Below are 26921 nucleotides of genomic sequence, written 5' to 3' on the forward strand. Positions count from 1 at the left end.
CTGAATGTATTCTCCTGCTAAAGCGAAAGTGACGATTATATTGGCAAACTTGGGCACACCAGATGAGCCTACGATTCCAGCGGTACGCCGTTTCCTCAAGCAATTTTTATCTGATCAGCGTGTGATTGAAATTCCCAAACCGATCTGGCAAATCATTCTGCGCTTACTCATTTTGCCCTTCCGTCCAAAGCGGGTATCACAGGCCTATGCGCAAGTATGGGGACAGGATTCGCCGATGCGTGAAATTCTGTTTGAGCAGGTCGCAGCAGTCAAGACGCATCTCACCCAGCTGTATCCACAGTTTGAACTGAATGTGGTACCTGCCATGACCTATGGCAATCCCAACATTCAGGATGTCTTGGCACAGGTCTCCGCGCAGCCACAGGAACACGTGATTCTATTTCCCCTGTTTCCACAATATTCTGCCACGTCGACCGCACCTCTATACGATGCTGTGGCGAAATGGGTGGTGAAACAGCGTAATTTACCCGGTTTGACAGTGATCCGGGATTATTATCAACATCCTTTATTTATCCAGTCGTTGGCTCAAAGTGTACGTGATTATCAGGCAATTCATGGTCAACCAGAGAAATTATTGATGTCTTTCCACGGCATTCCACAGCCTTATGCTGATAAAGGCGATCCTTATGCCGACCGTTGCCGCATCACGGGTAAATTGGTGGCGGAAGCACTAGGTTTAAATGAAAATCAATATGCGATCAGCTTTCAGTCGCGGTTTGGCAAACAGGAGTGGATCAAGCCCTATACCGATGTTTTGCTCGAAGATTGGGCCAAGCAAGGGGTGAAATCAATTCAGGTGATGAGTCCGGCATTTTCCGCGGACTGTCTGGAAACGCTTGAAGAGCTGGCAATCGAAAATGCCGAGACATTTAAAGCACTCGGCGGTGAAAGCTATCGCTATATTCCTGCTTTAAATAGCCGTGAAGATCATTTGCGATTGCTCAACAGTCTGCTCCAGGCTAATCTGGATGCATTGACACAGACACTTGCCCATTAACTTGCCCGAGGTTTTTCACCCCATGTTACAAGTCAAAATTGTTCCAGTTACTGCATTTCAGCAAAACTGTTCGATCGTTTGGGATGCAGACACTAAAGAAGCCATTTTGATTGATGCAGGGGGCGAACCTGAAAAACTGAAAGCTGAAGTTGAAGCGCTGGGTTTAACGGTTAAAGCCTTGTGGCTCACTCATGGCCATCTGGATCATGCGGGTGCGGTGGGTGCATTAAAAAAGGCCTGGAATGTACCGGTAATCGGACCACATAAGGAAGATGCATTCTGGCTTGACATGATTCAAGAAGTTTCGGCACGTTATGGTTTTCCGATTCCGGAAAAAGTTGAAGTGACCCAGTGGCTGGAAGGTGGTGAAGTGCTCAAACTCGGCAATGAGGAGTTCGAAGTGCGTTTTGCTCCAGGCCATACGCCGGGTCACGTGATGTTCTATAACAAAAATTATGACTTGTTATGGACAGGTGATGTCTTGTTCAAAGGCTCAATTGGCCGGACTGATTTCCCGCGTGGCAATCATCAACAGCTCTTAGATTCAATTCAGCGTGAATGTTTCAGCCTGCCAGATGAAACTCAATTCATTTCAGGACATGGGCCGATCAGCACCATTGGTTTTGAAAAGCAGCATAATCCGTTTGTTGCAGGTAAAGCGGGTTAAAAGCGTAAATAAAAGACCAACATAGTTTGGTCTTTTATCTTTATTCTGAAAAGGGATTATTGCGAAGTTGTCGCGTTTGCATGTGTATGAGCCAAGCGGCAAAAGCAAAAAGCACACCCAATACAATAAATAAACTATCTTGTTGGAAAATGCCGACTCCCAAAGAAAGAAGTGCGAGTAGACCAACCCCAATTAATATGACTCTTAAAATAATATAACCCATATTATTGCTCTAAAAATAATGTGAAAATTTAGAGTAGAACAATAATACTAAGGCTTTATGAATGATGTTAATTCGTGTTGCTTTATCTAAGTAATTTTATAAAATTCATATGATTTATTTACTTAATTTCGACAAGATTCTGCTTTTAGACAGAATTTTCGAAAGGGAAGACCTTTATTCTTCGCTGTTGTCGGCTTGTGGTGCATCCTGGGTAGGCAAACTATATTCCTCATTGGCCCAGGCACCCAGATCAATCATCTTGCAACGTTCTGAACAAAAAGGACGGTAATCATTATCTTCCCAAGTGGTCAGCTTGCCACAGCGCGGACAGTTTAAAGTGGTAGGCATGGGACGACTCCAAAGAAAAATAAAGGTTCGATTAGGCAAATATAGCCGCACTTGTTAGACTTATGCGGTTTTTATTAGTTTGATCTGATTATGCCGATTCGTCAATTTCAAGCACAGCGTATGCATGCGCCCCGTGATTTTCAAAGCATCAGTCCTGAACCGGTCTGCGTCGAAGTGGGAGCGGGTAAAGGTAAACATGCCTTGTTATTCAGCAAGAACAATCCCGACACTCAACTGATTGCGATTGAACGTACCCGGGAAAAATTTCTGGCGATGCAAAAACAGCATGCTGTTGAAGGTCAAACCAATTTACAGACCGTTCATGCCGATGCTTTACCGTGGATCGTGCATGCACTGTATCCGGAGCAGGTAGAACAATTCTTTATTTTATATCCAAATCCTGAACCGCATAATCCGGCACAGCGCTGGGTCAATATGCCATTTTTTGAGTTTCTACTTTCACGCCTGAAAACCGGGGGAACGATTACTTTGGCCAGTAATATTCCTGCCTATACCGAAGAAGCAGAAATACAGGTGCGAGAGCTCTGGAAGCTGCCTTTTGTCAAAGAAGTGATTGCTGCAGATTCGGCGCGCACCCATTTTGAAATTAAATATCTGGAACGCGGCGAATTATGCCAGCAACTAATCATCAGCAAGCCTGAAAGTTATGTGACACGTTTTGATGATTTCCAGCCTTTGCAAGGGCAGAATGCCACCGTCTCGGAATAAGCAGATGAGCAAACGCATTGCTATTGTGGGCGCAGGCCCCGCAGGCTTAATGGCAGCAGAAGTGCTCAGTCAGTTTGATTATGAGTTGCATATCTATGAGCAAAAACCGTCTGCCGCGCGTAAATTCCTGATGGCAGGTAAAACCGGCCTGAATATTTCCCATGCTGAGCCTGTGCCACAGTTTGTACAACGTTATGATCAGGTGGAGTGGTTGTCCCCTTGGATCAAACAGTGGGATGCGGTCTGGATTCAAGACTGGATGAAACAGCTCGGTATTGAACCTTATATCGGTTCGTCCGGCCGGGTATTTCCCACAGAGATGAAAGCCGCGCCCTTGCTGCGTGCCTGGCTCAAGCGTTTGGCTAGTGATGGCATCCAGTTTCATTACCGGCATAAAGTCAGCCAGTTAGAGCAGCAACAGCTTGAGCTGCGTGATCTGAAAAATAATGAACATCGTACTGAATATTTTGATGCCATTATTCTGGCTTGTGGTGCAGTGTCTTGGTCAGCGTTGGGTAGTGATGGTGCATGGCAAGCCTGGTTAAAGCCGGATGAAATTGAGCCTTTCCAGGCCAGTAATGCCGGAGTGGAATATCCTTGGTCTCGGTTTATGCAGCCAGTCTTTGGTCAGCCGCTGAAACGTGTTGCAGCATGGTTAGGGCAAGGTGAAAAGACCGTTGGCGATATCGTAATTAGTCATTATGGTCTGGAAAGTGGTCTGATCTATAAGCAGGGGCGTGGCTTACGCGAGCAACTAAAACAGGGGCAGCCTATGCAGCTGCATCTGGACCTCTTCCCAAATCAAAGCATCGAACAGCTTGTGCAAAAAATACAGCCAAGTAAGAAGCAGTCTTTAACTAATGTCTGGCGTAAAGCTGGATTGGACGGTGCCAAGGCGGCCTTAGTACGGGAATTGGTAGCCAAAGCGGTATGGCAAGATGCTGCTGAATTAGCCAAAAAAATTAAACATTTGACCCTTCCACTCACAGGTTTCCGCCCGATTGAAGAGGCGATTAGCTGTGCAGGTGGTGTCAAGCGTGAAGTGTTGTCAGAACAGCTACAATTGAAATCTAACCCACATGTATTTCTTTGCGGAGAAATGCTGGACTGGGATGCACCGACCGGCGGTTATCTACTAACCGCCTGTTTTGCCACAGGTCGCGCGGCAGGTGAGGGTGTGCATCAGTTTCTGACAGCAGATTAAGTCTTTTCTGGCGCTTATGCTGAGATTCAGGCTCAGCAGAACAGGTCTTGCTCATCCACGCTGTTTTAAAGCTGTCAGTTCAGCTTAGATTATTTTTGTATTTGATCTAAGCTGTGTGCCAATCTAGCCTCCTAGACTATTCTTTCACTTGCCGGGAAGCGGGTTCTTTCTTGGCGAGATCTGGATATTGCGAACGCCAGCGTTCCAGCTGTTCTTGGGCGTGTAGATATTTCCCTAGACCCTTTACATTCTCACTGGCTTCATTCACGGGCGCAGCTTGAGTCTTGGGAGTATTGAGTAATTTGTCCTGATGTTCCCAGTACTGATACATCAAGCCCTGAATATAACGGCCCTGTTCGGTTTTCAGTTCTAAAGCCTTCAACATATTCAATGCTGACTGGACATGATCACGCTGACGTTGCTGGACAAATTCTTCTGTCATATTTTCATCATCGCGCATGCTGTTCAATTCTTTTTCCAGGTCGCTGCTCATTTCCTGAAAGCGCTGTTCATAATCCGTCAATGCAGCAATATCATGTGGATCATCGGCAGTTTTAGGGAAGTCTTTCAGTGGCTCGGTTTTCAGTTCCTGCATGACTTGATCTGAAGCCGTATTATCTGTTGTCGCTTCAGTCGGAGTTTCGGTCGTTTTCTGGTCACATGCCATCAGCAGCATGGCCGCAGCGAACAACAGCGTTCGTGTCATTCCTGGTATTTTATGCATGATCGCCTCCTGTTTTTAATTACTTTTCTTGAACACATAGATATGGGTGACATAAGGAAAATCGATCATTTCCTCTGCGCTTTTGGCTGTATATTGCTGGATGATCTGTTCAAATTGTTGTTTTAACTGTGCCTGCTGCTGTTCAGGCATGGCTGCAATAAAACTAGTCGAGAGCAGCCGCTTGGATACCACCTGCTCGACACTGCCATGCTGTTGCTGGGTCATTGTGGTTTCTGCATAGGGCTGAAATAGCGTTTGCTGTGCAAAGACCTCGCGCCAGGTGCCGCTATGATAGCGCGGCGTATCGCCTTCCAAGGGGGCAATACAATCGGCCAAGGCCTGAACCCAGTCGATCCGAGTATCGCGCTGATTCCAAATTAACACCAGATAACCCTGCGGTTTGAGTACCCGATCTAATTCTTGTAAGGTAGCAGAATCGGCAAACCAGTGAAATGACTGTGCACAAAATACCGCATTCAGGCTATGATCAGGCAGGGGAAGTTGATGGCTAACGCCTTCAATTGCATGAATGTCCGGATGCGCCTGTTTTAATTGAACCAGCATTTCCGGGACAGGATCAATTGCGATAATGTGCTTACTGAGCGGGCGTAAATAGGGGATAAACTTGCCGGTGCCGCTGCCCAAATCCAGAAGATGCGCATCTACAGGCAAAGCCAGCGTTTCACTCAGCCATTGGCTGATTTCTGCCGGATAGTCGGGACGCACTTGCTGATAGAGCTCAGCCGACGCACTAAAACCCCGTTTTGCTGCAGGATGTAATGATTGTGTCATATTTTGCGCTTTTTAATCTTTTTGATCGATATAAAATAGCATATTCACTTTTTTGACAGCGTTCATTGACTGAATTGTTGTGGAAGGGTTCGATTTACCAGCACGGGAAAGTTATGGACAAGCAGATTGTTTTTGAAGATGAACATATACGCGCGATTTTTATGCCGGGCTCCTCTTCAGAACTGATTTTTTCATTTGGCGATTTGATTACCCGTGCCAAGGGCCTCAACATCAATGCAGAAAAGTCACTGGCGAAATTCGAGTTTAATGTACTTGGTATTATGCCCAAGCATAAATCCTGGTTTCCACAAGGTTCCATGTGGAACATGTTGCAAGCCATCGCAGATCTGATTGAGCCGTTTCAGCAGCGTATTGCCTATGGCGGTTCGATGGGCGGCTATGCTGCGATCAAGTATTCCCGTGCCTTGGGCGTACAACGGGTGGTGGCGATGGTGCCGCAATACTCGATCGATCCGGAAGATGTACATGATGCCCGTTATAACATGTTCTATCAGCCAGAGCTGAATGCCAATATGCGGGTTGCAGCCGAAGATATCGATAATGCTTGTGAATATATTATTGTCTATGATCCCTACTGTGCCGAAGATCGTGCCCATTATCTAAAACTGGAAGCACTGATTCCACAGCATCATGTGCTGCATCTGCCTTTTACCGGACATGATGCCATCGCCGTTCTGGCCAGCTCCGAACTGCTGTATGACTTTTTGGTACATGACTATGAGCCCAGCTATTTCTACCAGAAAATGCGCCGGGTCAAGAAAAACAGCAAGTTCTATTATCGTAAGGTGATTGAAAATGTCTTGCCACGACATCGAATGGCTTTGGGACAAATTCTGAAAAACAATGATCTGCAACTGGATAACCAGTTTTTTGATGCCAGCCAGAAACAGGTGATTTTACGGGAACTTTTGCGTAATAAACAGGTTGATCAGCATGACCTGCTCAAGCTTGGCATTCATGTGAATTTGCCACAGGAAAATCGTCAGTTGCTGTTGGACCAATATGGACATGGTCTGGTATTTAATGTCATCAGTCATAAAATTGAAAGCTATGCAGAAGGCGCAATTGCCCTGAATCATAAATTCCTGATTCCAATTTATGCCAAAGGCAATGGTTTATTGAGCATTAACCTGAATGATGAACGTTATCTGGTGGTGATGAATGACCGACATATCATGAAGCTGATCAAGGAACAGGATGAGCTCAGTCTGGGTATGCATCCGATTTTAATGAAGCGTTATAGCGATTTTTATATGTTTAGCTATAAGCAGCTGAATCTGAGTACCAATGAGTATGGCGCGACGGCCTTTATCGATGAAAGTAACAAAAATACGCAGTTTATGACGCAAAATGAAATAAATTAGCTTTATTTTTAATAAAAAACAATTACTTGACATGTGATAGGCTTGGCATAATATAGAGGTAAGCGGTACAAATAATATCCACTCGTACCGCTCCCGATAGTTGAAACGAACCAGGGGGTCTCTATATGATGCAATCTACCCAGATGATACAAGTCTGTTTCATTGTCGGTTTAGCTCTGCCCAATCTGGCGTATGCAGCAAGTGTGCATCCTGCGGTCATTATGATGAGTGCATCGATTATCTTCATGATCATTCTGGCAGTCTATGTGATCTATAAAATCCGGCATTCCTTACGCAATCATCTCGATAAACCGCTGGATTAAGCTTGGCAGACCGGAAGCTGCTTGAAAAGCCTCAATGACTTGCTTTTATTAAATGACAAAAATCAATGATTCAACAGGATTGAGGGAACAGCCATGAAAGCCGTTTATTTAGATTATGCTTCTTTAGACCAGCAGGATTTAGACTTTCAGGCACTGCATGCAGCATTTGATCAGCTTGTGTTGTATCCAACGACTTCGGCTGCCGAGATTGCTTCCCGTGTGGCCAATGCTGATGTGATGATCACCAATAAAGTACTGATTGATGCTGCGACCATTCAGCAATCTCCTGACCTGAAATTAATCCTGATTTCTGCGACGGGCACCAATAATGTCGATCTTGCAGCAGCCAAGGCCCGTGGCATTGTGGTCTGTAACTGTCAGGCCTATGGAACGTCTGCGGTTGCACAACACACAATCATGCTGATGCTGAATCTGGCCACTTCATTCCTGTCTTATCAATGTGCACTGCAACAAGGTCAGTGGCAAAAATCCTCACAGTTCTGTTTGCTGGATGCACCGATTGTAGAGCTAGCCGGAAAAACATTGGGCATTGTCGGTTATGGGGAACTGGGCCATGCGGTGGCGAAACTGGCCGAAGCCTTTGGCATGAAAGTTCTCATTGCAGCGTTGCCAAACCGTCTGGTGGATGCATCGCGTGTGCCATTTGCCGAGCTGCTTCCTCAAGTCGATTTTCTCAGTCTACATTGTCCACTCACTGAAGATACCCGCCATTTAATCAGTCATGCTGAACTGGAGACAATGAAAAGCAGTGCATTTTTAATTAACTGTGCGCGTGGCGGGATTGTTGATGAAGCGGCATTGGCTGAGGCGTTGCGAACAGGCAAGATTGCCGGTGCAGCGACAGATGTTCTAACGGTAGAACCACCAAAAGAGGGTAATGTGTTACTTGATTCAACGATTCCAAACCTGATTGTGACACCACACAATGCCTGGGGCAGTGTCGATGCACGGCAGCGCATCGTAGACCAGATGGTCGAAAATATAGCAGCATTTAAACAAGGTCAGCCGATCCGACAGGTCAATTCATAGATCGCGTCGATACAAGGTAATAGTTTTATTTTCTAAAAATTAAAAAAGCCCATCACGGGCTTTTTTTATAAATCGGTTACCGCATAACTGGTAGCTGATCCTGACTGGGGTTGAGTCTGTGGTGTATTTGGGTTTTGCGTCGCACTCGACTGGCTTAAAGGCTGCTGCACGATAGGTGCCTGTTGTGAATTTCCACGCCAGACTTCTTTGGTCTGCTGGATTTTCTGACCGGTTTGTTGGGCTGCCTGAGTTGCACCCTGATCTACTTTTTGCAGTGTATCAGAGGTTGCAGATTTGGTATTGCTCCAGGCCCGGTCTACCCCCGGCTTGATTTTGGCAATGCCTTTTTCCGTTGCTTCACCGACTTTCTCAGCAGTATTAATCACGCCTTCCTGTGCTTTATAAGCAAAGACATGCAGCAGGTTCGGATTTTCACCATAAGGCTTAACCGGTTTAGCAGACTGAGTCGTGGTTTGTGCGAATGCTGGAACAGAAAGCATTAAAGCTGTCGTTAAAATAATTGGGGTTTTGATATTCATTATGGATCGACCTCGAATTCGTCTAAGTGCGGTCTGAGTTTGTTTTTCAGTGTAACGGATAATGGGCCAAAAACAATGAATATCCTGTGAAGAGTGCAGAGCTTTCAGGTGGATCTGTGCCGAAATATTGTAATTTTTAAAGAAAGGGCAGTAGAAATTAGCCCAAGTGTCGAATTGATTTTTAGCAAAATAAAAGCCCTGTTCTTAGACTAGAAACAAGGCGATTTTTTTAGTCACATTGTGTCAGGGCATCTTTGGCGAAATGTTCGCGTAAGCTGACAAAGTTCTTTTGTACGCCTGCATCGTGCAGGTCAAATTTTTGTGCAGTGCTAGTACCGTCGCGCTGGAAAGTCGCTGAGCCGGCATCGATTAGAGTCATACCTTTAAATGACCATTGTTCAATGACACGGTTATTGCCAATATCGCCGGTGAATTCAATCACGCATTTGTCGAGAAATTTGGTCAGTTTTGCCTTGTTGTTGGTGGTAGCTGGAACAACTTCGAGGTTTTGGACTTCCTGTAAGACGCCAACCTGAAGCTGTGGGATTTTTGGTGCAGATGTACAAGCTGTAACTGCGATACTCGCAAGACCAGTCAGAATGAGTGTTTTAAATTTCATATGATTCTTTCTTGTTGAGTGTTGTTAGGTTGAGTATATGAAATATATAGGGATATGCCTATAGTATTTGTCTGGCTTAGCTTAAAAGCGAGCTTTTGAAATTTTATTATTTTCATCTTTGGAATTTTTCTGAAATATGAAAATGAGGCACTTAAAGTATATTTTTTAATTATAGAAATTGGATAAAGAGCATAGCGAATGAATAATATCGATGAATTAAAATTTCATAAACAATTTAATACGTATGTAAAGTATACAAGTTTAGCAATCAAAATTTCAAAAAGTGTAGCTGGAAGATTAGTAGATTATAGAAAAGGATGGGCCTCTATCCTTTTTACAAAAATTTGTGTTACTTCGATCTCTTTAAAAAAATTAGCAGATTTGGATACTGGCAAGAAATATAATTCACATTGGGATTTTAATTCAGCATTTACTTTAGCTAGAAATTTAATGGAGTGCTATCAAACATTTTTTTATCTTTGTATTGATAAAATCTCAGAAGATGAAGCATTAGCTAGAAAAAAGCTTTTTAATTATCATGATTTTATAGCTAGAGAAAAATTATTTAAAGAAATTGGTAAAGAAGAACCGGATATAGACTTAAAAGACCAATTGATTAAAGAATTAACTAGTACTAAATATTTTCAAAACTTAGAAGAGAAACAACAACGGCATTTTTTAAAGGGGGCTACTGCTTTTTTTCTCAGTCGAGAAGAAATTGAACACAAAATCGGAAATTCAAAATCAGCATTTAAAGTAAATTACCAACTATTATCTACTTATACCCATAGTTTTCCAATGGGGTTCTATAAAATGTTTGAACCAGACCGAGGAACTGGAGTAAAGACACCAATAGAGGAGATATATTCTGCATATGCTTTAGGTTTAGCTGAAGGATATTTGAAATTAGCTATTAATAATATGTTAGAAATTTTCCCTGATTTATATGACAAATTAAACAAGCAAGATAAAGATCTTCTCGAATTAAAAAACCCGCTCTAAAGCGGGTTTTTTAATAAATCAGAACTTAGTGTTGAAGCACTGAAATATCCGCAACTTTAGTAAACAAGTCACGAAGCTGTGCAAGCATACGTAAACGGTTTGCTTTCAGCTCAGCATCATCGGCCATGACCATTACGCCGTCAAAGAACGCATCCACTGGCGCACGAAGTGCAGCAAGTACAGACAATGCAGCAGTGTAATCTTTAGCAGCAAATAACGGCTCAACCACAGGCGTGATTTTCGCAAGTTCAGCGAACAATGCTTTCTCAGCATCTTCAACCAGATTCGCTTCAACCACAGCACCTTCAGGTGTTGCTTCTTTTGCAAGAATATTCGCAACACGCTTGTTGGCAGCAGCAAGCGCAGCCGCTTCAGGCAAGGCACGGAAGTGGTTGACTGCATTTACACGCTTGTCAAAATCAAGCGGAGATTTTGGTGAAAGCGCTTGAACAGCTTGAATCACATCAACCGCAACGCCTTGGTCTTCGTATTTCGCACGGTAACGACCTTCAAGGAATGCAACAGCATCTGCCAAAGTCTTGTCGTGATCTTTCAATACATCGCCATAAGCAGCAAGTGCAAGTTTGATCAAATCTTCAATTGAAACATCAAGCTCGTTTTCAGTCACAAGACGCAAAATACCAATTGCAGAACGACGTAGTGCAAATGGGTCTTTAGAACCTGTAGGCGCTTGACCAATACCGAAAATACCTGTGAGCGTATCTAAACGATCCGCAAGAGCAATGGTTGTACCAGTTTTGGTTTTCGGTAAAACGTCACCTGCGAATTTAGGTAAGTATTGCTCACCTAAAGACTCAGCCACTTCCGCATTTTCACCTTCAAGACGTGCGTAGTAAGTACCTGCAATACCTTGAAGTTCAGGGAATTCACCCACAAGCTCAGAAGTTAAGTCACATTTTGCAAGAAGCGCCGCTTTTTCAGCATCTTCCGCTTTTGCACCTGTAATAGGCGCAAGTGCTACAGCCAATTTTGCAATACGTTCAGACTTGTTCCAAAGCGTACCCAATTCAGCTTGGAATACCATGTTTGCAAGTTTCTCTTTACGAGATGCAAGCGGTTGCTTTTGATCTTGTAAGAAGAAGAATTCAGCATCTGACAAACGTGGACGAACCACTTTCTCGTTACCTTCAATAATTTGTGTCGGGTCTTTCGACTCGATGTTTGACACAGTAATGAAGTAAGGTTGAAGTTTATTGTCAGCGTTCACTAAGCAGAAGTACTTCTGGTTGTCCTGCATCGTGGTGATCAATGCTTCTTGAGGAACAGCAAGGAAGCGTTCTTCGAAGCTTGCACGAAGCGCAACAGGCCATTCAACGAGTGCAGTCACTTCGTCACGAAGATCCGCAGGGACAATTGCAATGGCATTCACTTCATCAGCAAGTGCTTTGACTTGTTGATCGATGATGGCTTGACGCTCTTCAAAAGACGCTACAACGTAAGCCGCTTTTAACTTCGCTAAGTATTCGTCTGCATGCGCTAAAGTGATTGCTTCAGGTGCATGGAAACGGTGGCCATAAGTCACGTTACCTGCTTTGTGGTCTTGAATTGTTGCATCAACCACATCGTTGTCTTTCAACAACACAACCCATTTCACAGGACGTACGAATTCAGTACGGCTTGCCGCAGAACGCATACGTTTTGCGATTGGAAGATTATCCAATGCATTTTGTAAAATTTGTGGCAATAAAACGTCAAGGCTTTGACCTTTGACATCTTTTAAATAGCATACTTTTTCAACTTTACCTGCTTGGAAAGTCGATACTTGATCAACTGTGATGCCTTGACCACGCATAAAGCCTTCAAGTGCTTTAGTCGGGTTGCCTTCAGCATCAAAGGCTGCTTGTTTAGCAGGGCCGTCAAAACGTTTTTGTGTGTCTGCTTGTGCAGCATCAACATTGACGATTTTAAGTGCAAGACGACGTGGTGCTGCATAAGCTTCGATTGAATCAAAAGCAAGACCCGCATCTTTTAAGCCTTTTACGGTTTCTGCATGTAAAGCATCACGTAATTTTTTTAAGCTTTTTGGTGGAAGTTCTTCACAACCCAATTCGAACAAAACGGTATGTTTAGACATTATTTGCTCTCCTTGTTTGCTTCTTTCGCTTCTGCTTCAACTTGCGCTTTTAATTGTGCCAACACTTCATCACGTAATGCGGGTTCAGCCATTGGGAAACCAAGTTCCGCACGTGCTGCTACATAACTTGTTGCAATTGAACGTGCCAAAGTACGTACACGTAAAATGTAACGTTGACGTTCAGTCACAGAAATCGCGCCACGCGCATCCAATAAGTTGAAGCTATGCGATGCTTTCACGACTTGCTCATATGCAGGAAGTGGAAGTTTCGCTTCAATTAAACGTGTTGCTTCAGCTTCATAGAAATCGAACAATTCAAACATTTTTTCAACGTTGGCATATTCGAAGTTATAGGTCGATTGTTCCACTTCATTTTGATGGAACACATCGCCATACGTTACCGTACCGAACTGGCCTTTGGTCCAAACCAGATCGTAAACTGAATCTACACCTTGCAAGTACATTGCAAGACGTTCAAGACCGTAAGTGATTTCACCAGTCACTGGGTAGCATTCAACACCACCGACTTGCTGGAAGTAGGTGAACTGCGTTACTTCCATACCATTCAGCCAAACTTCCCAACCTAAGCCCCAAGCGCCTAGTGTTGGAGATTCCCAGTTGTCTTCTACGAAACGAATGTCGTGTACCAGTGGATCAATGCCAATCGCTTTTAATGAATCGAGATAAAGCTGCTGGATATTGTCCGGGTTTGGCTTAAGCACCACCTGGAATTGATAATAATGTTGCAAACGGTTCGGGTTTTCACCATAACGACCATCTTTCGGACGACGTGACGGTTGAACATAAGCGGCATTCCAGGTTTCAGGACCCAGCGCACGAAGGAAAGTCGCAGTGTGGAATGTCCCTGCACCCATTTCCATATCATAAGGTTGCAAAATGACGCAGCCTTGCTCCGCCCAGTAAGTTTGTAAGGCAAGAATTAAGCCTTGGAAGGTATCAATATGCGATATGGCGCGACTCATGGTCATCCACTTAAAATTAGAGAAAAATTGTGCTCAATTATAAGGACTTTGCAGGGGAGTGGCAAAGGGTTAATGTAGGGATACTTTTCTGAAAAAAATAAAACAGGCTTAAAGGATACGCGGCATTTAGAAGCTTACTGCGATTTTAGCTGTACTGGCCGATACAGGCTGATCTGAAAATCAGGAATAAATCAGATGTATGGCATGCTGTTAAGCGGAGAGTCATAAAGTTCAACGGATCTCATACGATTGCGACTCTAAAATTAGTTTAATATTCACGCAATATAATAATGCTTAAAAATAAGGAACTTCATGACCACTTACCAAATTCAATGCCATTTAAAATACAAGGTCGTGCAACCGACAGAATTTATTTTTATGCTTCAGGCGGCACATCATCCTGATCAGAATATTCTCGAAGAAAAACTTAGCTTTAATCTGCCCGTAGCATGGCATGAATTCCAGGATACTCAGCATCAAAACCGTCATGTTCGGCTACAGGTCGAACCCTGTGAGGCTTTTGAGCTGAATTATACGGCGACAGTGGTTCGTCGACCGAGCCTCTCTCTGGAGCTACAGCAAGGTCTGAAAGAAGTGGCCATTCCTGAGCTGCCCGATGAAGTATTGCCTTATTTATTGGCCAGCCGTTATTGTAATTCGGATTTATTACTGGAAATGGCGAAACGCTCATTTGGCTGGATGACACCGGGCTATACGCGGGTCAAAGCCATTGAACAGTGGATTTATAACAATATTTTTTATGTGTCTGGCAGTTCTGATCAGTTTACCACTGCTACAGATGTACTGGTGCATCGCGCAGGCGTATGTCGTGACTTTGCCCATTTAGGCATTGCGCTGTGCCGTGCCTTGGGAATTCCGGCACGCATGGTGGTCGGTTATGTGGAAATTGAAAAGTTTCTACCCGATTTTCATGCCATTTTTGAAGCCTATTTAGACGGTGGCTGGGTGCAGTTTGATCCGACCCGTTTGGCTCCGGTCGAAAATCTTATTCGGATCGGCACTGGAGTCGATGCCGGAGATGTGGCATTTTCAACTTATTATGGTCAGGTTGAGCTGTTAAAAATCCAGCCCCTGATCAAACCTGAATGAATAGGCAGGCCACAATAAAAATGTTCTGGAAATATACTAAGCAAAATGGTTACAAAGGATTTTTCCATTTCAATGGCGATTGATAGGGGAGCGGTTGTTCTGCAAAAAAAACAGGATCAGTATTTTCAAGCTGAGCGAGATTATTATGGTTTTAAAAAGCTTCGATCGACTCATGATGAAAAGATGTAAAACACAGATGCCTTTCATCTGGCTTGGCTCTATAATGCCCAAAATCTATGAACAATAAGATCAGGCGCACTGTGTTTCACTCCCATCTCGACTGGCTCAATACCTTAAAACCGAATTTCAAAGTCCTTCCACTCAAAGACCGGTTGCTCTGTGGAGCTGGCGCACTATTGGGTTTGGTGGTTTCGTCCTTGTTGAGTTTATGGATTCTGGGGGATTTTGAAGCCTGGTATATTGCCCCGATGGGTGCATCTTCGGTATTGCTGTTTGCTGTGCCGGCCAGTCCTCTAGCACAGCCCTGGAATATTCTGGTCGGAAATACCATTGCTGCCGTGATTGGCGTGAGTTGCGCTTTATTCATAGCTAGTCCGACTGAGGCTTTTAGTGTAGCCGTGGCCTTGGCGATCGTCCTGATGATGACCACGGATTCCCTGCATCCACCGAGTGGCGCCGTGGCCATTACCGCCGTGCTAGGTGGCCAGCCAGTGCATGAGCTGGGTTATGCCTTTGTATTTTATCCGGTACTGTTGAATTCAATTCTGCTGATGGTGATTGCGATTGTCTTTAACCGGATGATTGGTAAGGACTATCCGCAGAAAGCCCAACTAAATACCCGCTCCAAGGATCCGACACCGACCCAGAAAGTCACGATTCAACCGCAGGATATTCAGGAAGTACTGGATCAGCGCACCGAGCTGCTGGATATCAGCGAATATGACCTGCAAAAAATTATTCTGGAGGCACAAAACCGTGCCAATGCGCGTGCGGTGCATGAATTTAGCTGCCAGGATATCATGACGAAGGATGTAGCAACCCTGCATGAAAATGATGATATTCAGCACGCACTGGACAAGTTCAAGCAAATGAACCTGATGAGCCTACCCGTCGTTAATGCCGATGAACAACTGGTCGGTACACTGGCAATGTATCAGGTGGTGGAATGGTTCAAGCGCGCGGCTGATGTCCGCAGCAGCTGGGAGCATCAGGTCAAACATATCATGACCCGTAAGGTGATCACAGTGCAGCCTTTACAACCCATTCAGGATCTGGTGCCGTATTTTGTTGAGCGTTCGTTCAACTATATTCCGGTGGTGAGCGAGCAGCAATTGGTGGGAATTATCAGTCGGGCAGACATGATTGCCGCACTGAATCAGGAGCTGAATCATTTTAAAATGAAAGCTTAAAACCGGATTAAAACGGAATTTAACAGAGCATGCCTGATCAACTCTGGTCAGCTTGCCGACTGAGAAAACTGTAAAATAGTGCCATCGGCAGGGAAAAACACAGCAGAAACAAAAAATGGGAACTAAAATTTTCACTTGAAGGATGCGAGATATAGGCCAGAATCAGGGTTCCCAGTACGCAGCTCATTAAAATCGTGATGATATTAAACAGCTGATAATGGCGTAGCAGCAGGTGAGTCACTCATAGAAAAGGAAAGACCATCACCCAGTAAGTCAGGCAGATAAAAAAGCTAATCAAAAGCGCTGAAAACAGGCTCATGAAAATGGAGAAAACCCCATAGCTGGCTTCATGAAATAGCGCATAAGGGAATAAAATTACAGCAATGATCAAAGGTGAAAGTGCGAGGTTAAGCGTCATTTTCCAGGGAGAATTCTGGATCGGTTGAGAGATTAAGTGAAATATCCTGTCCAATATCTATTTGCCACTTTTTGATGTTTTTAATATAGGGACTTTATCATTGTTAAATGCATATCATTTTTCGATGAGAGAAAGATTCAACATATAGGCGATTAATACGACAAAGCACACCGGAGTGTGCTTTGTGGATGGTGTGATGCTTAAAACTTTAATGATTAAATAAAGAACCAGTAAATAAACAGTGAAATAATAAAGATACACATGATATTCAGTACAAAACCGACTTTCATCATTTCGCTTTGCTGGATATGACCGGTTCCAAAAACAATCGCATTTGGCGGGGTAGCAACCGGCAGCATAAAGGCACATGAGGCACCAATACCAATGACAATCACCAGAATTTCTTTGGGCATTCCCATCTGATCCGCAATTGCGGCAAATACTGGTACCAGTAGAGCAGCCGAAGCGGTATTACTGGTAAATTCAGTCAGAAAGATAATAAAAGTAGCGACTACAAAAATAATCATCAGCGGGGAGGCATCACCAAAGGCATTGGCCAGAGTTTGACCCAGTACCAGCGAACTGCCTGAATCCTTCAGAATGGCACTCAAGGTCAGACCACCACCAAATAGGTACAAGACCCCCCAGTCGGTATTTTCTGCAATCTGTTTCCAGCTTGCGGTACCCAGAATCACCACCATACAGGCAGCCAAAATTGCAATCCAGGTATCCGGCTGGGAAATACCAAAAATTTCGGTGAATTTTTTACTGAAAATCCAGGCAATTGCAGTACAGAGAAAGAGGATCATGGTGGCTATACGGGTGCCGGTCCAGGGAATGTCTTCGGTCACAAATTGTACTTTATGATTTAGTTTTGGACGTAGTACCAGATATAAACTGACCAGCATGGCGGGAAGAATAATGAACATCATCGGCAAGCCGATTTTCATCCAGTCGGCAAAATCATAGCCGAGGGCCTTGGCGGCAATGGCATTCGGAGGGGAACCGACCATGGTGCCCAGTCCGCCAATACTGGCCGAATAGGCAATGCCGAGCAGGATAAAGACAAAAGTTTTACGATCCTTGCTGACATCCAGATGTGAAAGCAAACCCAGAGCCAAAGGCAGCATCATGGCAGCAGTCGCCGTATTGGAAATCCACATGGACAGCAGCGCCGTCACCACAAAAATCGCCAGTACAGAAATGCCCAGATGCCCTCTGGACATGGAGATGATCCACATGGCAATTTTCCGGTCCAGTTTCTGGATATGCAACGCCGTTGCCAGCGCAAAACCACCAAAAAACAGGAAAATGACAGGATCGGCAAAAGTGGCCAAAGCGGCTTGCGTGGTAATCGGAACCAGTTCTTCACCAGAGGCCATTGGCATGGCCAGTAATACTGCCATCACAGGGACGAGTAAAGCTGTAATCGTGATATGAATGGCTTCAGTCAGCCATAAAATACCGATAAAGACTAAAAGTGCCAGTCCTTTATTGGCATTCTGGTCATAGGGCAGGTAAAGATATAAGCCATAGGCTACAATGGCTGCGACAAAAATAAGAATCCAGCCTTTAAGCAGCCCTTTGGGCATGGCATTGGTCGGGGTAGCTAGGTTGGTCTGAGTCATATGCTCTCCTTGCAAGATTTTTATTTACATCATTTTTTATATTAGCTTTAAATTTGTAATTTTGTTTTGCTTAAAAAATATCCTATTTAAAGATACTATAACCAGATTGTTGCAATAATCCAGCACTTTGCCAGAGAGCATACAAGCCCAAACCCAGAAGTAAAGCCAGGACAATCCATTTGAAGTGCTGCTGAGATAAACGATGGCGTATTTTGCCTCCAATCCAGACACCAGCAAGGGCGAATAAGCTTATCCCGATCAGAATATGCTGTTGATGGGTTTCCAGTGTGATCAGAATTGGAAACAGTAAAACCAGCTGGATCAGTTTACCGGCAATGAAATTGAGATTACTGATAATGACAATATCTGTTTTAGAGAGTTGGCAACTCATCAGATACATCATCAGAAAAGGTGCCATGGCATTGGTTGCACCTCCAATAATGCCGGCCAGTAAACCAAAACAGAGCATGCTGGAAATATGCGGACTAACTTGTAAGGGGCGTGCCCGTAACTGGTCCAAGACATAAAATATAATTACCAGACCCAATAATAGTTTTAAATAAGCCTCATTTAGCCAAAGTAATAGCTTGACCCCGAGTACACTGCCGACTAGGCTACTAAGCATTAATGGCCAATAACGTTTTATATAATAGCCAATACTATTCAACAGGCTATGCGCAGGGTCAGCATTCAGCATGATCAGATTCAGCAGCAGACAGGGCAGAATGACAAGGGTAACCGCGATGCTAAGCGGATATGCGCTGGACAGAACAGCCGTACTCATCATAGGAAAGCCAAAGCCGCTTAAACCATGCAGCAGGGCTGCGACGGCACAGAGCCACAGCATCATCCATTCTGCCTGAGTCATGTGAAATCCATTTCAAAAATTGGAATCTTGAACTTATCGTGAATTCAACTGAGAAAGAAAGTGAAAAGCTGTAATACAGCAAAGAAATAACAAAAAATATAGGCAAAAAAAAGCCACGATAAGTTGGGGAAATTACCGTGGCATCAAAATTTCATCCCATTTAACCGGGGTGAAAGAGGAAGCTCTGCGATGAAACTGGTTAAGAACGCTTGTTAAAAATGACTGTACAGCTTAATAGCGTTTATCCTGATTCACTGTACGCACAGGATTTTGATAGCCCTGAGGTTGATGAACGCTGTCATGATCAATTCTGTACTGTTTTTTCGGCATGATTAACCACAACACCAGATAGACCAAAATACCCGGGAATGCGGCACTCATGATTGAAATCACCACAAAAATCAGACGTAATAAATTTGCGTTCCAACCAAAACGTTCAGCAATACCACCCATTACACCTGCAATCATGTTTGAGCGGTTAGAGCGATATAAACCAACATTGGCCATTAAAATCTCCTGATTAAAAATAAGTTTGAATCCTAAAATGGATCCATACTTAAAGAAATGGAGTTTACTTAAACTTTTTAAAGTGCTGATTACAAATAAAATCGTTAAGTAATGTTAATAAAGATTAAAACCAGATCTAAGAGCTACTAACATAGTGAAAATTCTATTGAACTCTTGTGTAAAGTTCATCAGCTTTGCTGGGTGCTTTTTGCTCGCCATGTTTCCTATTTAGGTTTGTTAAAAATGAAATTGGATGTATCACGTTGTACATTAAGCAGTTTTTTTAAATGTAGCCTGGTGTTGGGGAGTATGGTGATTTTGCAGGCTTGTGATCAGCAGCAAGTCAAACCTGAACAGGAAGGTCAGGCGACCTCAGAAGAGGGCGTTAAAATTTCCGCTGCCAATACGAAGGCCGATGTGGTGACTGTCAGCGCCAAATCCTTAACTCAGGTCGCAGGGCAGGCGACTCTTCCGGTAGAAGCAGATTTAAACCCGGCAACTGTACCAGAGGATGCCAAGGTGTTTATAGGTCGCTATCATACTGAAATCGACTGTGATGGCCGCTTTGCGCCTTGTACTGAAGGTAAGGCAGAATTTATTTTGACTCTAATGCCGGACGGTACGGTGCATCGCAGTATTTTACAGTATGGCAAAGTATTTATTGATAATACCAAAAGCAGCACGGCTCATAATATTACCTACCGTAAAGACCGCTGGTTTATCAATCCGGAGCGTACCGATATAGTAGTGAATCGTAAAGAAGGAGCGAGCTTTTACTATAAGATTAAAGATTCAAATCACTTAGTCATGAATCTGGAAAAAATCTATAGTGAAAAAGAAAAAACCAACCGGGAATTATTTGATCGCGGCTATCCGGCACCTTCGAAAGCCTATGAACTGGTCAAAGACACGTCCTTTCATATTCAAGAATAATACCCGATAAAAATCGGCTGATCTGGTAGAAAGCTTAATTCAAATACTGTTTAGATTAGACAATAAAGGCAAGTTGTGGGAACGTGTGAGCCTAAAATCTGGGCGCAGAAATACACGACCAAAACATCGCAATTTAATTAAAATATAATAAGGGAAATCAGGGAGACATTCTAAGGAAAGAATGGTGGGTCGTCCGCGATTCGAACGCGGGACCAACGGATTAAAAGTCCGCTGCTCTACCAGCTGAGCTAACGACCCTGAGGAATAAAAATGATGATGACCATTTTTATGACGCAAGAGTGTAGTGTACTTTTACGTGATCCTTTCGGAAGATGGTGGGTCGTCCGCGATTCGAACGCGGGACCAACGGATTAAAAGTCCGCTGCTCTACCAGCTGAGCTAACGACCCATCAAGGAATATCAAATAAGTGGTGGGTCGTCCGCGATTCGAACGCGGGACCAACGGATTAAAAGTCCGCTGCTCTACCAGCTGAGCTAACGACCCTGAACCATCATTCAAACTTGGTTTGAATGTGCAGTGCAAGTCAAGCTAAATAGCTTAAAGCACCACTTTGTTTGATGGAGCGTATTGTAGCAAGATCTCATTTCAGCGCAAGCAAAAAATAACAAAGTTGCCCATGTTTGATTATAAATACAACAATTATGCTTTATCTAAACAAAAAATAGGCAACTTTAGTACTTAGAAGCGATATTGATAGGCCTGGATATTGGCAAAAATCTCTGCGTTGAGCTCGTAATATGCCGTTGCACCTGGCAATAACACTAGCAGGCGTTCATCGGTTTTAATCGGATCAAATGCTTGCTCTTTCAATTTATTTTTCTGGTATTTAAAGGTGCCTGTGGTTTCAACCTGCTGTTGTACGCGTAAAAATACCGGTACCGCATAAGCCGGCAAGCATCTTTTAAAGCAAGCGGCCATAGCTGCTAAATCTGCATCATCCAATTTTACATCGGGTTGCAGGGTAATCGCGGCCATACCGGCACGACCATTGGTATTGGGAATTTCTACGCCATAGACCACTGCTTCAACGATTTTGTCATACTCAGTCAGCATATTTTCCACTTCAGTTGTAGAAACATTTTCCCCTTTCCAGCGGAAAGTATCGCCTAAACGATCAACAAACTGCGCATGACGGAAGCCGATATTGCGCACCAGATCTCCGGTATTGAAGTAAGCATCACCTTGGGTAAATACATCCTGCATGATGACTGACTTGTTTTTTTCCGGATCGGTATAGCCATCAAAGGGTGAACGGCGGGTAATTTTACCAATTAATAAACCAGTTTCGCCTTTTTTCACCCGTTTGCAATGGCCTTTAGCGTCCCGTACCGGCTCATTTTTATCTTTATCAAAGGCAATAATCGCATACGGTGTGGGTGAGAAACCGACGGTATTGTCAAAATTGAAAATATTGCTAAAACCGACATTGCCTTCACTAGAGGCATACAGTTCCAGCACTTCCTGAATGCCAAAACGGGATTTAAATTTATCCCAGATATTTGGGCGCATGCCATTCCCAATCATCTTAGTCACGCGGTGACCTTTTTCCAGTTCAGATGGGGGAGCATCCATCAGATAGCGGCACAACTCACCGACATAACCAATCGCAGAGGCATCAAATTTTTGCACATCCTTCCAGAAGGAGGAGGTCGAAAATTTACGCCGAATAGCCAGGGTGCTGTTCCCTGCAATGACACCACACCAGCACACCACTATGCCTGTGGCATGATAAAGCGGCAGGGTACAGTACATCACATCATCTTTATTGAGATTCAACACATGCCCATAGGTGCCATAAGCCAGCGTCCAGCGACCATTGGTAAAGATCACCGCTTTAGGTAGACCCGTGGTGCCCGAAGTATAAATATAGAACAGCCCGTCTTTGCCCTGCACCGAATGGGTGGTTGATGGATTGAATTTGGGAGCAAGATCGGTTTTTTCAGCCAGGTTGATAAAGCCCTCAGGCGCCTGACCCGGATCGGCTTGAGTGTTTTGATCTGCAAACCAGTGCAGGCGGTCACTGCTAATATTCAGGTCATTACGAATCTCGTTGACTGCATGACGACACTCTTCACCCACAATCAGGGCAATCGGTTTGACCAGATTGATACTGTGCGTCAGCACCTTGCCGACTTGAGAGGTATTGACCAGAGCGGTGGTCACACCCAGTTTAGCCAGACCAATCACGCTGGCAATCAGCTCAGGGCGGTTCTCGACCATGACAGCAACAACATCACCTTTCTTGGCGCCCAAGGATAGATAGAAATGGGCAATCTGGTTGGCCCAGGCATTGAGAGCAGCATAGCTATAGCTTTGCTCTTCAAAACGCAAGGCGATACCTTCGGGGTTACGCTTGGTCGCTTTTTCAAAAGCCAGACCCAAGCCGGCCGGTGTGTTCGGAGTACGTAAATATGCCTGTCTTAGACCAGTGAGCAAATTGGGCACTTTGGTCAAAAAAGCCGGGATTTTGGCAGCGACATCTGCAATCCCAATCAGATCGTGTGGTTTCATTTGGGTCATGAGAATCCTATTTATTTTTCGTATCCGATACGTTCAATTTATATACAGTAGACGAGCTATCCATCTTTTAGCGTTAAAACACTAGTGCAATCAACCTATTCTGACTAAATCTAGCAAAAAAAACCTAGTCACCGAAATGACTAGGTTTTTTTAGATGACTGCAATTGAGCAAATTATGATTCAGTTGCAGTATTGGCTTTTTTCGGTGGACGACCACGTGGACGACGTGGACGAGCAGCCTGTTTCTCCGCTTTTTCAGCTTCGCTGGCTTCAGTGTCTTCTGTTGTTACTTCGGCCTGATCCTGGGCTTCTGTAACAGGAGCTTCTGATTCAGCATTTGCTTCAACTGGCGCAGCATCTCTAGGTTGAGCTTCAGTCACTGGAGCCGCTTCTGTAGGAGCTGTATCTACTGGTGCCGTCGTTTCAGTTGCTTGTTCAGCTGGCTGAGCATTTACGGTTTCTTCAATAGCGATTTCAGTGGTTACTGGAGTTTCAGTTGCCGCTGCTTCAGCAGACTCTGCTTGCGCTTCTGCTGCTACAGGTGCTTCTGGCGCAGTTTCAACTGCCGGAGCTGTTTCTACTTTGGCCTGTTGCTTGGCTTGTTGCAGGGCCTGTTCTGCAGCCTGTTTAGCCAGACGGCGACGCTCACGTGGATCGTTTGCGACACGTTTGTCCGACACCGGTTTTGGTGGAGTCAGGTCCAGAACTGGAGCCGGCTCCGCTTCAACCTTGGCTACGGTTACTTGAACATCACGGGTAACCGGTTTTTTCTCTGCGGCAGGCGATGCTGCAGCCACTAGACTCGCGTTGTACTCTTTTGTGAACTTCTCTAGAGCACGGTTGAAGGTTGGCAATAAACCAAACTGTTCAATCAGTACGGAGCAGTCTTCACCATAAACATGGCGAATCAGGCTACCAATAGTGAACTGACCCAAAGTTGGTACTTGTGACGGAGTCAACTTTTGAACTGTAGCCTGTTGAGGCTGTCCTTCACGTTGCTGACGACGACGCTGACGCGGATCGTTGCTGGCACGAGGTTTTTCAGCACTTGATTCTTCCGCTGTCACAACTTCTTCAGCAGGTGCTGTCAGTGCAGCTTCCACCACATTTTCAGCAGCGGCTTCTTCAACTGGCGCATCTGCCGGTGCAGTAACTTCAACCGCTGGCGTTACAACTGCAGCATTGTCATTCAATGCCACGATTTCGCTTTTCGCCTGGTCAATATTCACGACCATGGCTGTTGGCATCACGTCTTGACGTGGTGCATCGACCAACTCAACACGAAGCTGTTTGTCATTGACTGCTGGCGCTTCAACGACTGCAGGTGATGCTTGTTGAGCCTGCTCATTCAGCACGCTTGGATCGCGGTGGCGATTTGGACGTTCCTGACGTGGCTGGTTACGGCGGTCACGACGTGGCATTGCCTGTTGTGGCTGTTGCTCATTGTTTTGAACATCATTTTGCTGAGATGGCTCGTTGTGATGCTGACGGCGAGAATTACGCTTGTTTTCACGTGCTTCATGACGTTGCTCTTGACGAGATACCTGAGCCACTTCTTCATGCACCTGATGTTGCTGAGGAGCGGAGGCTTCGGACTGAACCTGCTCACGCGGTTCTTTGTGCTTCGGATTGCGTGGTTTTTTATTGTTATGACGCGGCGCTCTTTCATCACGCTCTGCCGGTTTTTCAGCATCACGTTCCTGTTTTTGCGCTACAGTCGATGGTGCAAGGTAGGCATTGCTGCTTGCCGGAGCAGCAGGTTGAGACACTTGCTGTGGCGCAGGTTGTGCCACTGGTGCAGACAATTGACCGAACTGACCACGGCTCACCGCACCGCCATTGATCATTTGTTCAATTGCTGCAGCTGCATTGTTGGCAGTACGCGATTGATCAACAGTCGCAGCCTGTTTTTGAACAAACAGGTTTTCTAACCAGGCACATGGGCTAGATGCAGGAGCAGCAACTTGTGCTTGGGCAGGAGCTTGTTGCGCAACAAGTGCTTGCTGTGCATTTTGGTTTTGCTGGTTACGGCGTTTATTGTTTCTGCCGTTGTTTTGCTGTTGAGCAGGCGCTGGTGCAGCAGCATGCGTATGTTGTTCTTCTTCTAAATGCCATTCAGATGACTCATAGCCCAACTCTTTTTCACTTGAACGTGTTGCTTCAGTACGTTCATAGCTGGTTGGTGCAAAGCCTTCGGCATTATAAGTGATTTCATAATGCGGTGTTTCCAGATGCGGATGCGGCAACACAGTCACACGTACATTTGAAGTCTGTTCCAAATACACCAAGGTGTGACGTTTTTCATTCAATAAGAAGGCAGCAATTTCGACTGGAACTTCGACTTGAACTTCACCATGACGTTCACGTAGCGCGATCTCTTCCACTTTACGCATAATCGAAAGTGATAAAGAACGAAGATCACGGACCATACCGGTGCCATGACAGCGTGGGCAAACGTAGCCAGTCGCTTCTTCAAGAGAAGGACGCAGACGTTGACGGCTCATTTCCATCAAACCAAAACGTGACAATTGACCGAACTGAATACGGGCACGGTCACTTTGCGTTGCTTCACGTAGCTTCGCTTCCACCATACGCTGGTTGCGGTCTTTGGTCATGTCGATGAAGTCGATCACCACCAGGCCACCGATATCGCGTAAACGTAATTGACGCGCGATTTCTTCTGCCGCTTCAATGTTGGTGTTTAACGCGGTGTCTTCAACATCGCTACCGCGAGTCGATTTTGCTGAGTTAATGTCAATTGATACTAAAGCTTCAGTTTGGTCGATCACGATCGAACCGCCCGAAGGAAGTTTTACTTCACGTTCATAAGCAGTTTGAATTTGACTTTCAATCGCGAAATGCGCAAATAAAGGTTCATTTAAGGTATAAGTTTTCAGCTTTTCTAGCTGACGTGGCATCACTGCTTTTACGAAGTTATAAGCTTCGTTGTAGGCTTGTTCTGAGTCAATCAGAATTTCAGCAACATCATCACGCAGGTAGTCACGAATGGCACGTGTCACCACGCCCGCTTCCTGATGTACTAACATTGGTGACGGACCTGAACTTGCCGTGCTTTGGATTTGTGCCCAAAGGTCGAGCAAGTGCTGTAAGTCGAGTTGCAGTTCTTCTTGTGAACGGCCAATCCCGGCAGTACGCACAATCACGCTCATACCACGTGGCACGTTCAGTGTTGCCAGCATTTCTTTCAGTTCTTCACGCACTGAACCGGAAATCTGACGGCTGATACCACCACCTTTCGGGTTGTTTGGCATCAATACCAAATAACGGCCGGCAAGTGAGATAAAAGTAGACAGGGCAGCGCCTTTATTGCCACGCTCTTCTTTTTCCACCTGAACCAGAAGTTCGGTGCCTTCAGTGATCAGTTCACGGATATTTGAAGTTTGGCGAGGGTCGGCTTTGTAATATGAATTTGCGATTTCACGCATTGACAGGAAGCCTTGGCGACCTGCACCATATTCAACGAATACAGCTTCTAAAGAAGGTTCAACGCGAGTCACGTGACCTTTGTAGATATTGGATTTTTTTTGTTCACGGGTACGATTTTCTAAATCAAAATCGTAAAGACGCTGACCAGTGACAAGTGCAACGCGAATTTCTTCGGCATGTGTTGCATTAATCAACATACGTTTCATGGGTGTAACACCTTATAGTGATACACAGCAAAAAATCGCTATACACGTAGCGAACATCACACATCACGGATCAATGGCTCAAATCTGCAATGAATTTCATTGTGGTTTGAGTCTTTTATGACCGAGCTCTATTTAATATAGATGGGCTTCGGTTTTTGATTCACGTATTGATGATGGCAATACGGCTTCAA

The 26921-nt window shown here is 44.7% G+C and carries 24 protein-coding genes and 3 tRNA genes; 11 read left to right on the forward strand and 16 right to left on the reverse strand.

Features of this window, described 5'->3' with window-relative positions; all coding sequences use genetic code 11:
* Nucleotides 1–4 precede the first annotated feature (4 nt).
* Together hemH and F894_RS02615 are read left to right on the forward strand one after the other, a co-directional pair.
* Nucleotides 5–1018, forward strand: a complete 1014-nt coding sequence (hemH, locus tag F894_RS02610; protein WP_005245862.1) for a ferrochelatase — start codon at nt 5–7, stop codon at nt 1016–1018.
* Between the two features lie 22 nt (nt 1019–1040).
* Nucleotides 1041–1685, forward strand: a complete 645-nt coding sequence (locus F894_RS02615; protein ID WP_005245863.1) for an MBL fold metallo-hydrolase — start codon at nt 1041–1043, stop codon at nt 1683–1685.
* A 40-nt stretch (nt 1686–1725) separates the two neighbouring features.
* Here F894_RS02615 and F894_RS02620 read toward each other — a convergent pair whose 3' ends face one another.
* Both F894_RS02620 and F894_RS02625 read right to left on the reverse strand, forming a co-directional pair.
* Nucleotides 1726–1908, reverse strand: coding sequence for a hypothetical protein (locus F894_RS02620; protein WP_004278555.1), 183 nt, complete (start codon nt 1906–1908; stop codon nt 1726–1728).
* Between the two features lie 174 nt (nt 1909–2082).
* Nucleotides 2083–2256, reverse strand: a complete 174-nt coding sequence (locus tag F894_RS02625; RefSeq protein WP_005245864.1) for a DNA gyrase inhibitor YacG — start codon at nt 2254–2256, stop codon at nt 2083–2085.
* 84 nt (nt 2257–2340) lie between these two features.
* Here F894_RS02625 and F894_RS02630 point away from each other — a divergent pair, with 84 nt between their 5' ends.
* The gene (locus F894_RS02630; RefSeq protein WP_171065015.1) at nt 2341–2985 is read left to right on the forward strand and encodes a class I SAM-dependent methyltransferase; all 645 of its coding nucleotides are present in this window, start codon (nt 2341–2343) and stop codon (nt 2983–2985) included.
* Nucleotides 2986–2989: 4 nt separating this feature from the next.
* On the forward strand, nt 2990–4189 hold the full coding sequence (locus F894_RS02635) for a TIGR03862 family flavoprotein (RefSeq protein ID WP_005245867.1): 1200 nt from the start codon (nt 2990–2992) through the stop codon (nt 4187–4189).
* A 136-nt stretch (nt 4190–4325) separates the two neighbouring features.
* Here the strand turns inward: F894_RS02635 and F894_RS02640 are convergent, their stop codons facing one another.
* A complete protein-coding gene (locus F894_RS02640; RefSeq protein ID WP_005245868.1) occupies nt 4326–4913 on the reverse strand; it encodes a hypothetical protein in 588 nt (195 codons plus the stop codon).
* Nucleotides 4914–4928: 15 nt separating this feature from the next.
* Entirely contained in the window at nt 4929–5705 is a 777-nt protein-coding gene (locus F894_RS02645; RefSeq protein ID WP_005245869.1) for a class I SAM-dependent methyltransferase, read from the reverse strand.
* 113 nt (nt 5706–5818) lie between these two features.
* On the opposite strand from F894_RS02645, the gene F894_RS02650 reads away from it, so the two are divergent.
* The 3 genes from F894_RS02650 to F894_RS02660 all read left to right on the forward strand — a co-directional run bounded on the left by F894_RS02650 (nt 5819) and on the right by F894_RS02660 (nt 8463).
* Nucleotides 5819–7090, forward strand: coding sequence for a hypothetical protein (locus F894_RS02650; protein WP_005245870.1), 1272 nt, complete (start codon nt 5819–5821; stop codon nt 7088–7090).
* Nucleotides 7091–7215: 125 nt separating this feature from the next.
* On the forward strand, nt 7216–7413 hold the full coding sequence (locus F894_RS02655) for a hypothetical protein (RefSeq protein ID WP_005245872.1): 198 nt from the start codon (nt 7216–7218) through the stop codon (nt 7411–7413).
* 93 nt (nt 7414–7506) lie between these two features.
* Nucleotides 7507–8463, forward strand: a complete 957-nt coding sequence (locus F894_RS02660; RefSeq protein ID WP_005245873.1) for a 2-hydroxyacid dehydrogenase — start codon at nt 7507–7509, stop codon at nt 8461–8463.
* Between the two features lie 65 nt (nt 8464–8528).
* On the opposite strand, the gene F894_RS02665 is transcribed toward F894_RS02660, so the two are convergent.
* On the reverse strand, nt 8529–9002 hold the full coding sequence (locus F894_RS02665) for a hypothetical protein (RefSeq protein ID WP_004729377.1): 474 nt from the start codon (nt 9000–9002) through the stop codon (nt 8529–8531).
* Nucleotides 9003–9231: 229 nt separating this feature from the next.
* Nucleotides 9232–9621, reverse strand: a complete 390-nt coding sequence (locus F894_RS02670; protein ID WP_004278545.1) for a hypothetical protein — start codon at nt 9619–9621, stop codon at nt 9232–9234.
* 198 nt (nt 9622–9819) lie between these two features.
* Between F894_RS02670 and F894_RS02675 the strand changes: the two genes are divergently transcribed.
* Nucleotides 9820–10623 (forward strand): DUF5677 domain-containing protein, encoded by an 804-nt coding sequence (locus F894_RS02675; RefSeq protein WP_005245874.1) that lies wholly within the window; start codon nt 9820–9822, stop codon nt 10621–10623.
* 25 nt (nt 10624–10648) lie between these two features.
* Here the strand turns inward: F894_RS02675 and glyS are convergent, their stop codons facing one another.
* Both glyS and glyQ read right to left on the reverse strand, forming a co-directional pair.
* On the reverse strand, nt 10649–12718 hold the full coding sequence (gene glyS, locus F894_RS02680; protein ID WP_005245875.1) for a glycine--tRNA ligase subunit beta: 2070 nt from the start codon (nt 12716–12718) through the stop codon (nt 10649–10651).
* Nucleotides 12718–13701, reverse strand: coding sequence for a glycine--tRNA ligase subunit alpha (gene glyQ, locus F894_RS02685; RefSeq protein WP_004278542.1), 984 nt, complete (start codon nt 13699–13701; stop codon nt 12718–12720). Before glyQ ends, glyS begins: the two co-directional genes overlap by 1 nt.
* Before the next feature lie 312 nt (nt 13702–14013).
* Between glyQ and F894_RS02690 the strand changes: the two genes are divergently transcribed.
* Nucleotides 14014–14811, forward strand: a complete 798-nt coding sequence (locus F894_RS02690; protein WP_005245876.1) for a transglutaminase-like domain-containing protein — start codon at nt 14014–14016, stop codon at nt 14809–14811.
* A gap of 260 nt (nt 14812–15071) precedes the next feature.
* Complete coding sequence (locus F894_RS02695) at nt 15072–16181, forward strand: HPP family protein (protein WP_005245878.1); 1110 nt, start codon at nt 15072–15074, stop codon at nt 16179–16181.
* 633 nt (nt 16182–16814) lie between these two features.
* On the opposite strand, the gene F894_RS02705 is transcribed toward F894_RS02695, so the two are convergent.
* The 3 genes from F894_RS02705 to F894_RS02715 all read right to left on the reverse strand — a co-directional run bounded on the left by F894_RS02705 (nt 16815) and on the right by F894_RS02715 (nt 19602).
* The gene (locus F894_RS02705; protein ID WP_005245880.1) at nt 16815–18227 is read right to left on the reverse strand and encodes an SLC13 family permease; all 1413 of its coding nucleotides are present in this window, start codon (nt 18225–18227) and stop codon (nt 16815–16817) included.
* A gap of 82 nt (nt 18228–18309) precedes the next feature.
* Nucleotides 18310–19095, reverse strand: a complete 786-nt coding sequence (locus F894_RS02710; RefSeq protein ID WP_005245881.1) for a sulfite exporter TauE/SafE family protein — start codon at nt 19093–19095, stop codon at nt 18310–18312.
* Between the two features lie 231 nt (nt 19096–19326).
* Nucleotides 19327–19602 carry a PspC domain-containing protein gene (locus F894_RS02715; protein ID WP_004278536.1) on the reverse strand — a complete coding sequence of 92 codons (276 nt, stop codon included), beginning with the start codon at nt 19600–19602 and terminating at the stop codon, nt 19327–19329.
* A 243-nt stretch (nt 19603–19845) separates the two neighbouring features.
* Here F894_RS02715 and F894_RS02720 point away from each other — a divergent pair, with 243 nt between their 5' ends.
* Nucleotides 19846–20535 (forward strand): hypothetical protein, encoded by a 690-nt coding sequence (locus F894_RS02720; protein WP_005245882.1) that lies wholly within the window; start codon nt 19846–19848, stop codon nt 20533–20535.
* A gap of 182 nt (nt 20536–20717) precedes the next feature.
* Here F894_RS02720 and F894_RS02725 read toward each other — a convergent pair.
* From F894_RS02725 to F894_RS02745, 5 genes are all read right to left on the reverse strand, one after another.
* A tRNA-Lys gene (locus F894_RS02725) sits at nt 20718–20793 on the reverse strand.
* 75 nt (nt 20794–20868) lie between these two features.
* Nucleotides 20869–20944 (reverse strand) — tRNA-Lys (locus F894_RS02730).
* 20 nt (nt 20945–20964) lie between these two features.
* Nucleotides 20965–21040: transfer RNA gene (locus F894_RS02735), tRNA-Lys, on the reverse strand.
* Nucleotides 21041–21235: 195 nt separating this feature from the next.
* Nucleotides 21236–23077 (reverse strand): long-chain-acyl-CoA synthetase, encoded by a 1842-nt coding sequence (locus tag F894_RS02740; protein WP_005245883.1) that lies wholly within the window; start codon nt 23075–23077, stop codon nt 21236–21238.
* 173 nt (nt 23078–23250) lie between these two features.
* A complete protein-coding gene (locus F894_RS02745) occupies nt 23251–26730 on the reverse strand; it encodes an Rne/Rng family ribonuclease (RefSeq protein ID WP_005245884.1) in 3480 nt (1159 codons plus the stop codon).
* Nucleotides 26731–26921 lie beyond the last annotated feature (191 nt).

Origin of the sequence: Acinetobacter sp. CIP 51.11 (genome assembly GCF_000369665.1) — a bacterium.
In the GTDB taxonomy this organism is placed as follows: domain Bacteria; phylum Pseudomonadota; class Gammaproteobacteria; order Pseudomonadales; family Moraxellaceae; genus Acinetobacter; species Acinetobacter lwoffii_S.

Excerpts from the sequence above, each read along its gene's own strand:
- hemH (WP_005245862.1), top strand. The coding sequence starts at position 5 with ATGTATTCTCCTGCTAAAGCGAAAGTGACGATTATATTGGCAAACTTG.
- F894_RS02615 (WP_005245863.1), top strand. The coding sequence starts at position 1,041 with ATGTTACAAGTCAAAATTGTTCCAGTTACTGCATTTCAGCAAAACTGT.
- F894_RS02620 (WP_004278555.1), bottom strand. The coding sequence starts at position 1,908 with ATGGGTTATATTATTTTAAGAGTCATATTAATTGGGGTTGGTCTACTC.
- F894_RS02625 (WP_005245864.1), bottom strand. The coding sequence starts at position 2,256 with ATGCCTACCACTTTAAACTGTCCGCGCTGTGGCAAGCTGACCACTTGG.
- F894_RS02635 (WP_005245867.1), top strand. The coding sequence starts at position 2,990 with ATGAGCAAACGCATTGCTATTGTGGGCGCAGGCCCCGCAGGCTTAATG.
- F894_RS02640 (WP_005245868.1), bottom strand. The coding sequence starts at position 4,913 with ATGCATAAAATACCAGGAATGACACGAACGCTGTTGTTCGCTGCGGCC.
- F894_RS02645 (WP_005245869.1), bottom strand. The coding sequence starts at position 5,705 with ATGACACAATCATTACATCCTGCAGCAAAACGGGGTTTTAGTGCGTCG.
- F894_RS02650 (WP_005245870.1), top strand. The coding sequence starts at position 5,819 with ATGGACAAGCAGATTGTTTTTGAAGATGAACATATACGCGCGATTTTT.
- F894_RS02655 (WP_005245872.1), top strand. The coding sequence starts at position 7,216 with ATGATGCAATCTACCCAGATGATACAAGTCTGTTTCATTGTCGGTTTA.
- F894_RS02660 (WP_005245873.1), top strand. The coding sequence starts at position 7,507 with ATGAAAGCCGTTTATTTAGATTATGCTTCTTTAGACCAGCAGGATTTA.
- F894_RS02665 (WP_004729377.1), bottom strand. The coding sequence starts at position 9,002 with ATGAATATCAAAACCCCAATTATTTTAACGACAGCTTTAATGCTTTCT.
- F894_RS02670 (WP_004278545.1), bottom strand. The coding sequence starts at position 9,621 with ATGAAATTTAAAACACTCATTCTGACTGGTCTTGCGAGTATCGCAGTT.
- F894_RS02675 (WP_005245874.1), top strand. The coding sequence starts at position 9,820 with ATGAATAATATCGATGAATTAAAATTTCATAAACAATTTAATACGTAT.
- glyS (WP_005245875.1), bottom strand. The coding sequence starts at position 12,718 with ATGTCTAAACATACCGTTTTGTTCGAATTGGGTTGTGAAGAACTTCCA.
- glyQ (WP_004278542.1), bottom strand. The coding sequence starts at position 13,701 with ATGAGTCGCGCCATATCGCATATTGATACCTTCCAAGGCTTAATTCTT.
- F894_RS02690 (WP_005245876.1), top strand. The coding sequence starts at position 14,014 with ATGACCACTTACCAAATTCAATGCCATTTAAAATACAAGGTCGTGCAA.
- F894_RS02705 (WP_005245880.1), bottom strand. The coding sequence starts at position 18,227 with ATGACTCAGACCAACCTAGCTACCCCGACCAATGCCATGCCCAAAGGG.
- F894_RS02710 (WP_005245881.1), bottom strand. The coding sequence starts at position 19,095 with ATGACTCAGGCAGAATGGATGATGCTGTGGCTCTGTGCCGTCGCAGCC.
- F894_RS02715 (WP_004278536.1), bottom strand. The coding sequence starts at position 19,602 with ATGGCCAATGTTGGTTTATATCGCTCTAACCGCTCAAACATGATTGCA.
- F894_RS02720 (WP_005245882.1), top strand. The coding sequence starts at position 19,846 with ATGAAATTGGATGTATCACGTTGTACATTAAGCAGTTTTTTTAAATGT.
- F894_RS02740 (WP_005245883.1), bottom strand. The coding sequence starts at position 23,077 with ATGACCCAAATGAAACCACACGATCTGATTGGGATTGCAGATGTCGCT.
- F894_RS02745 (WP_005245884.1), bottom strand. The coding sequence starts at position 26,730 with ATGAAACGTATGTTGATTAATGCAACACATGCCGAAGAAATTCGCGTT.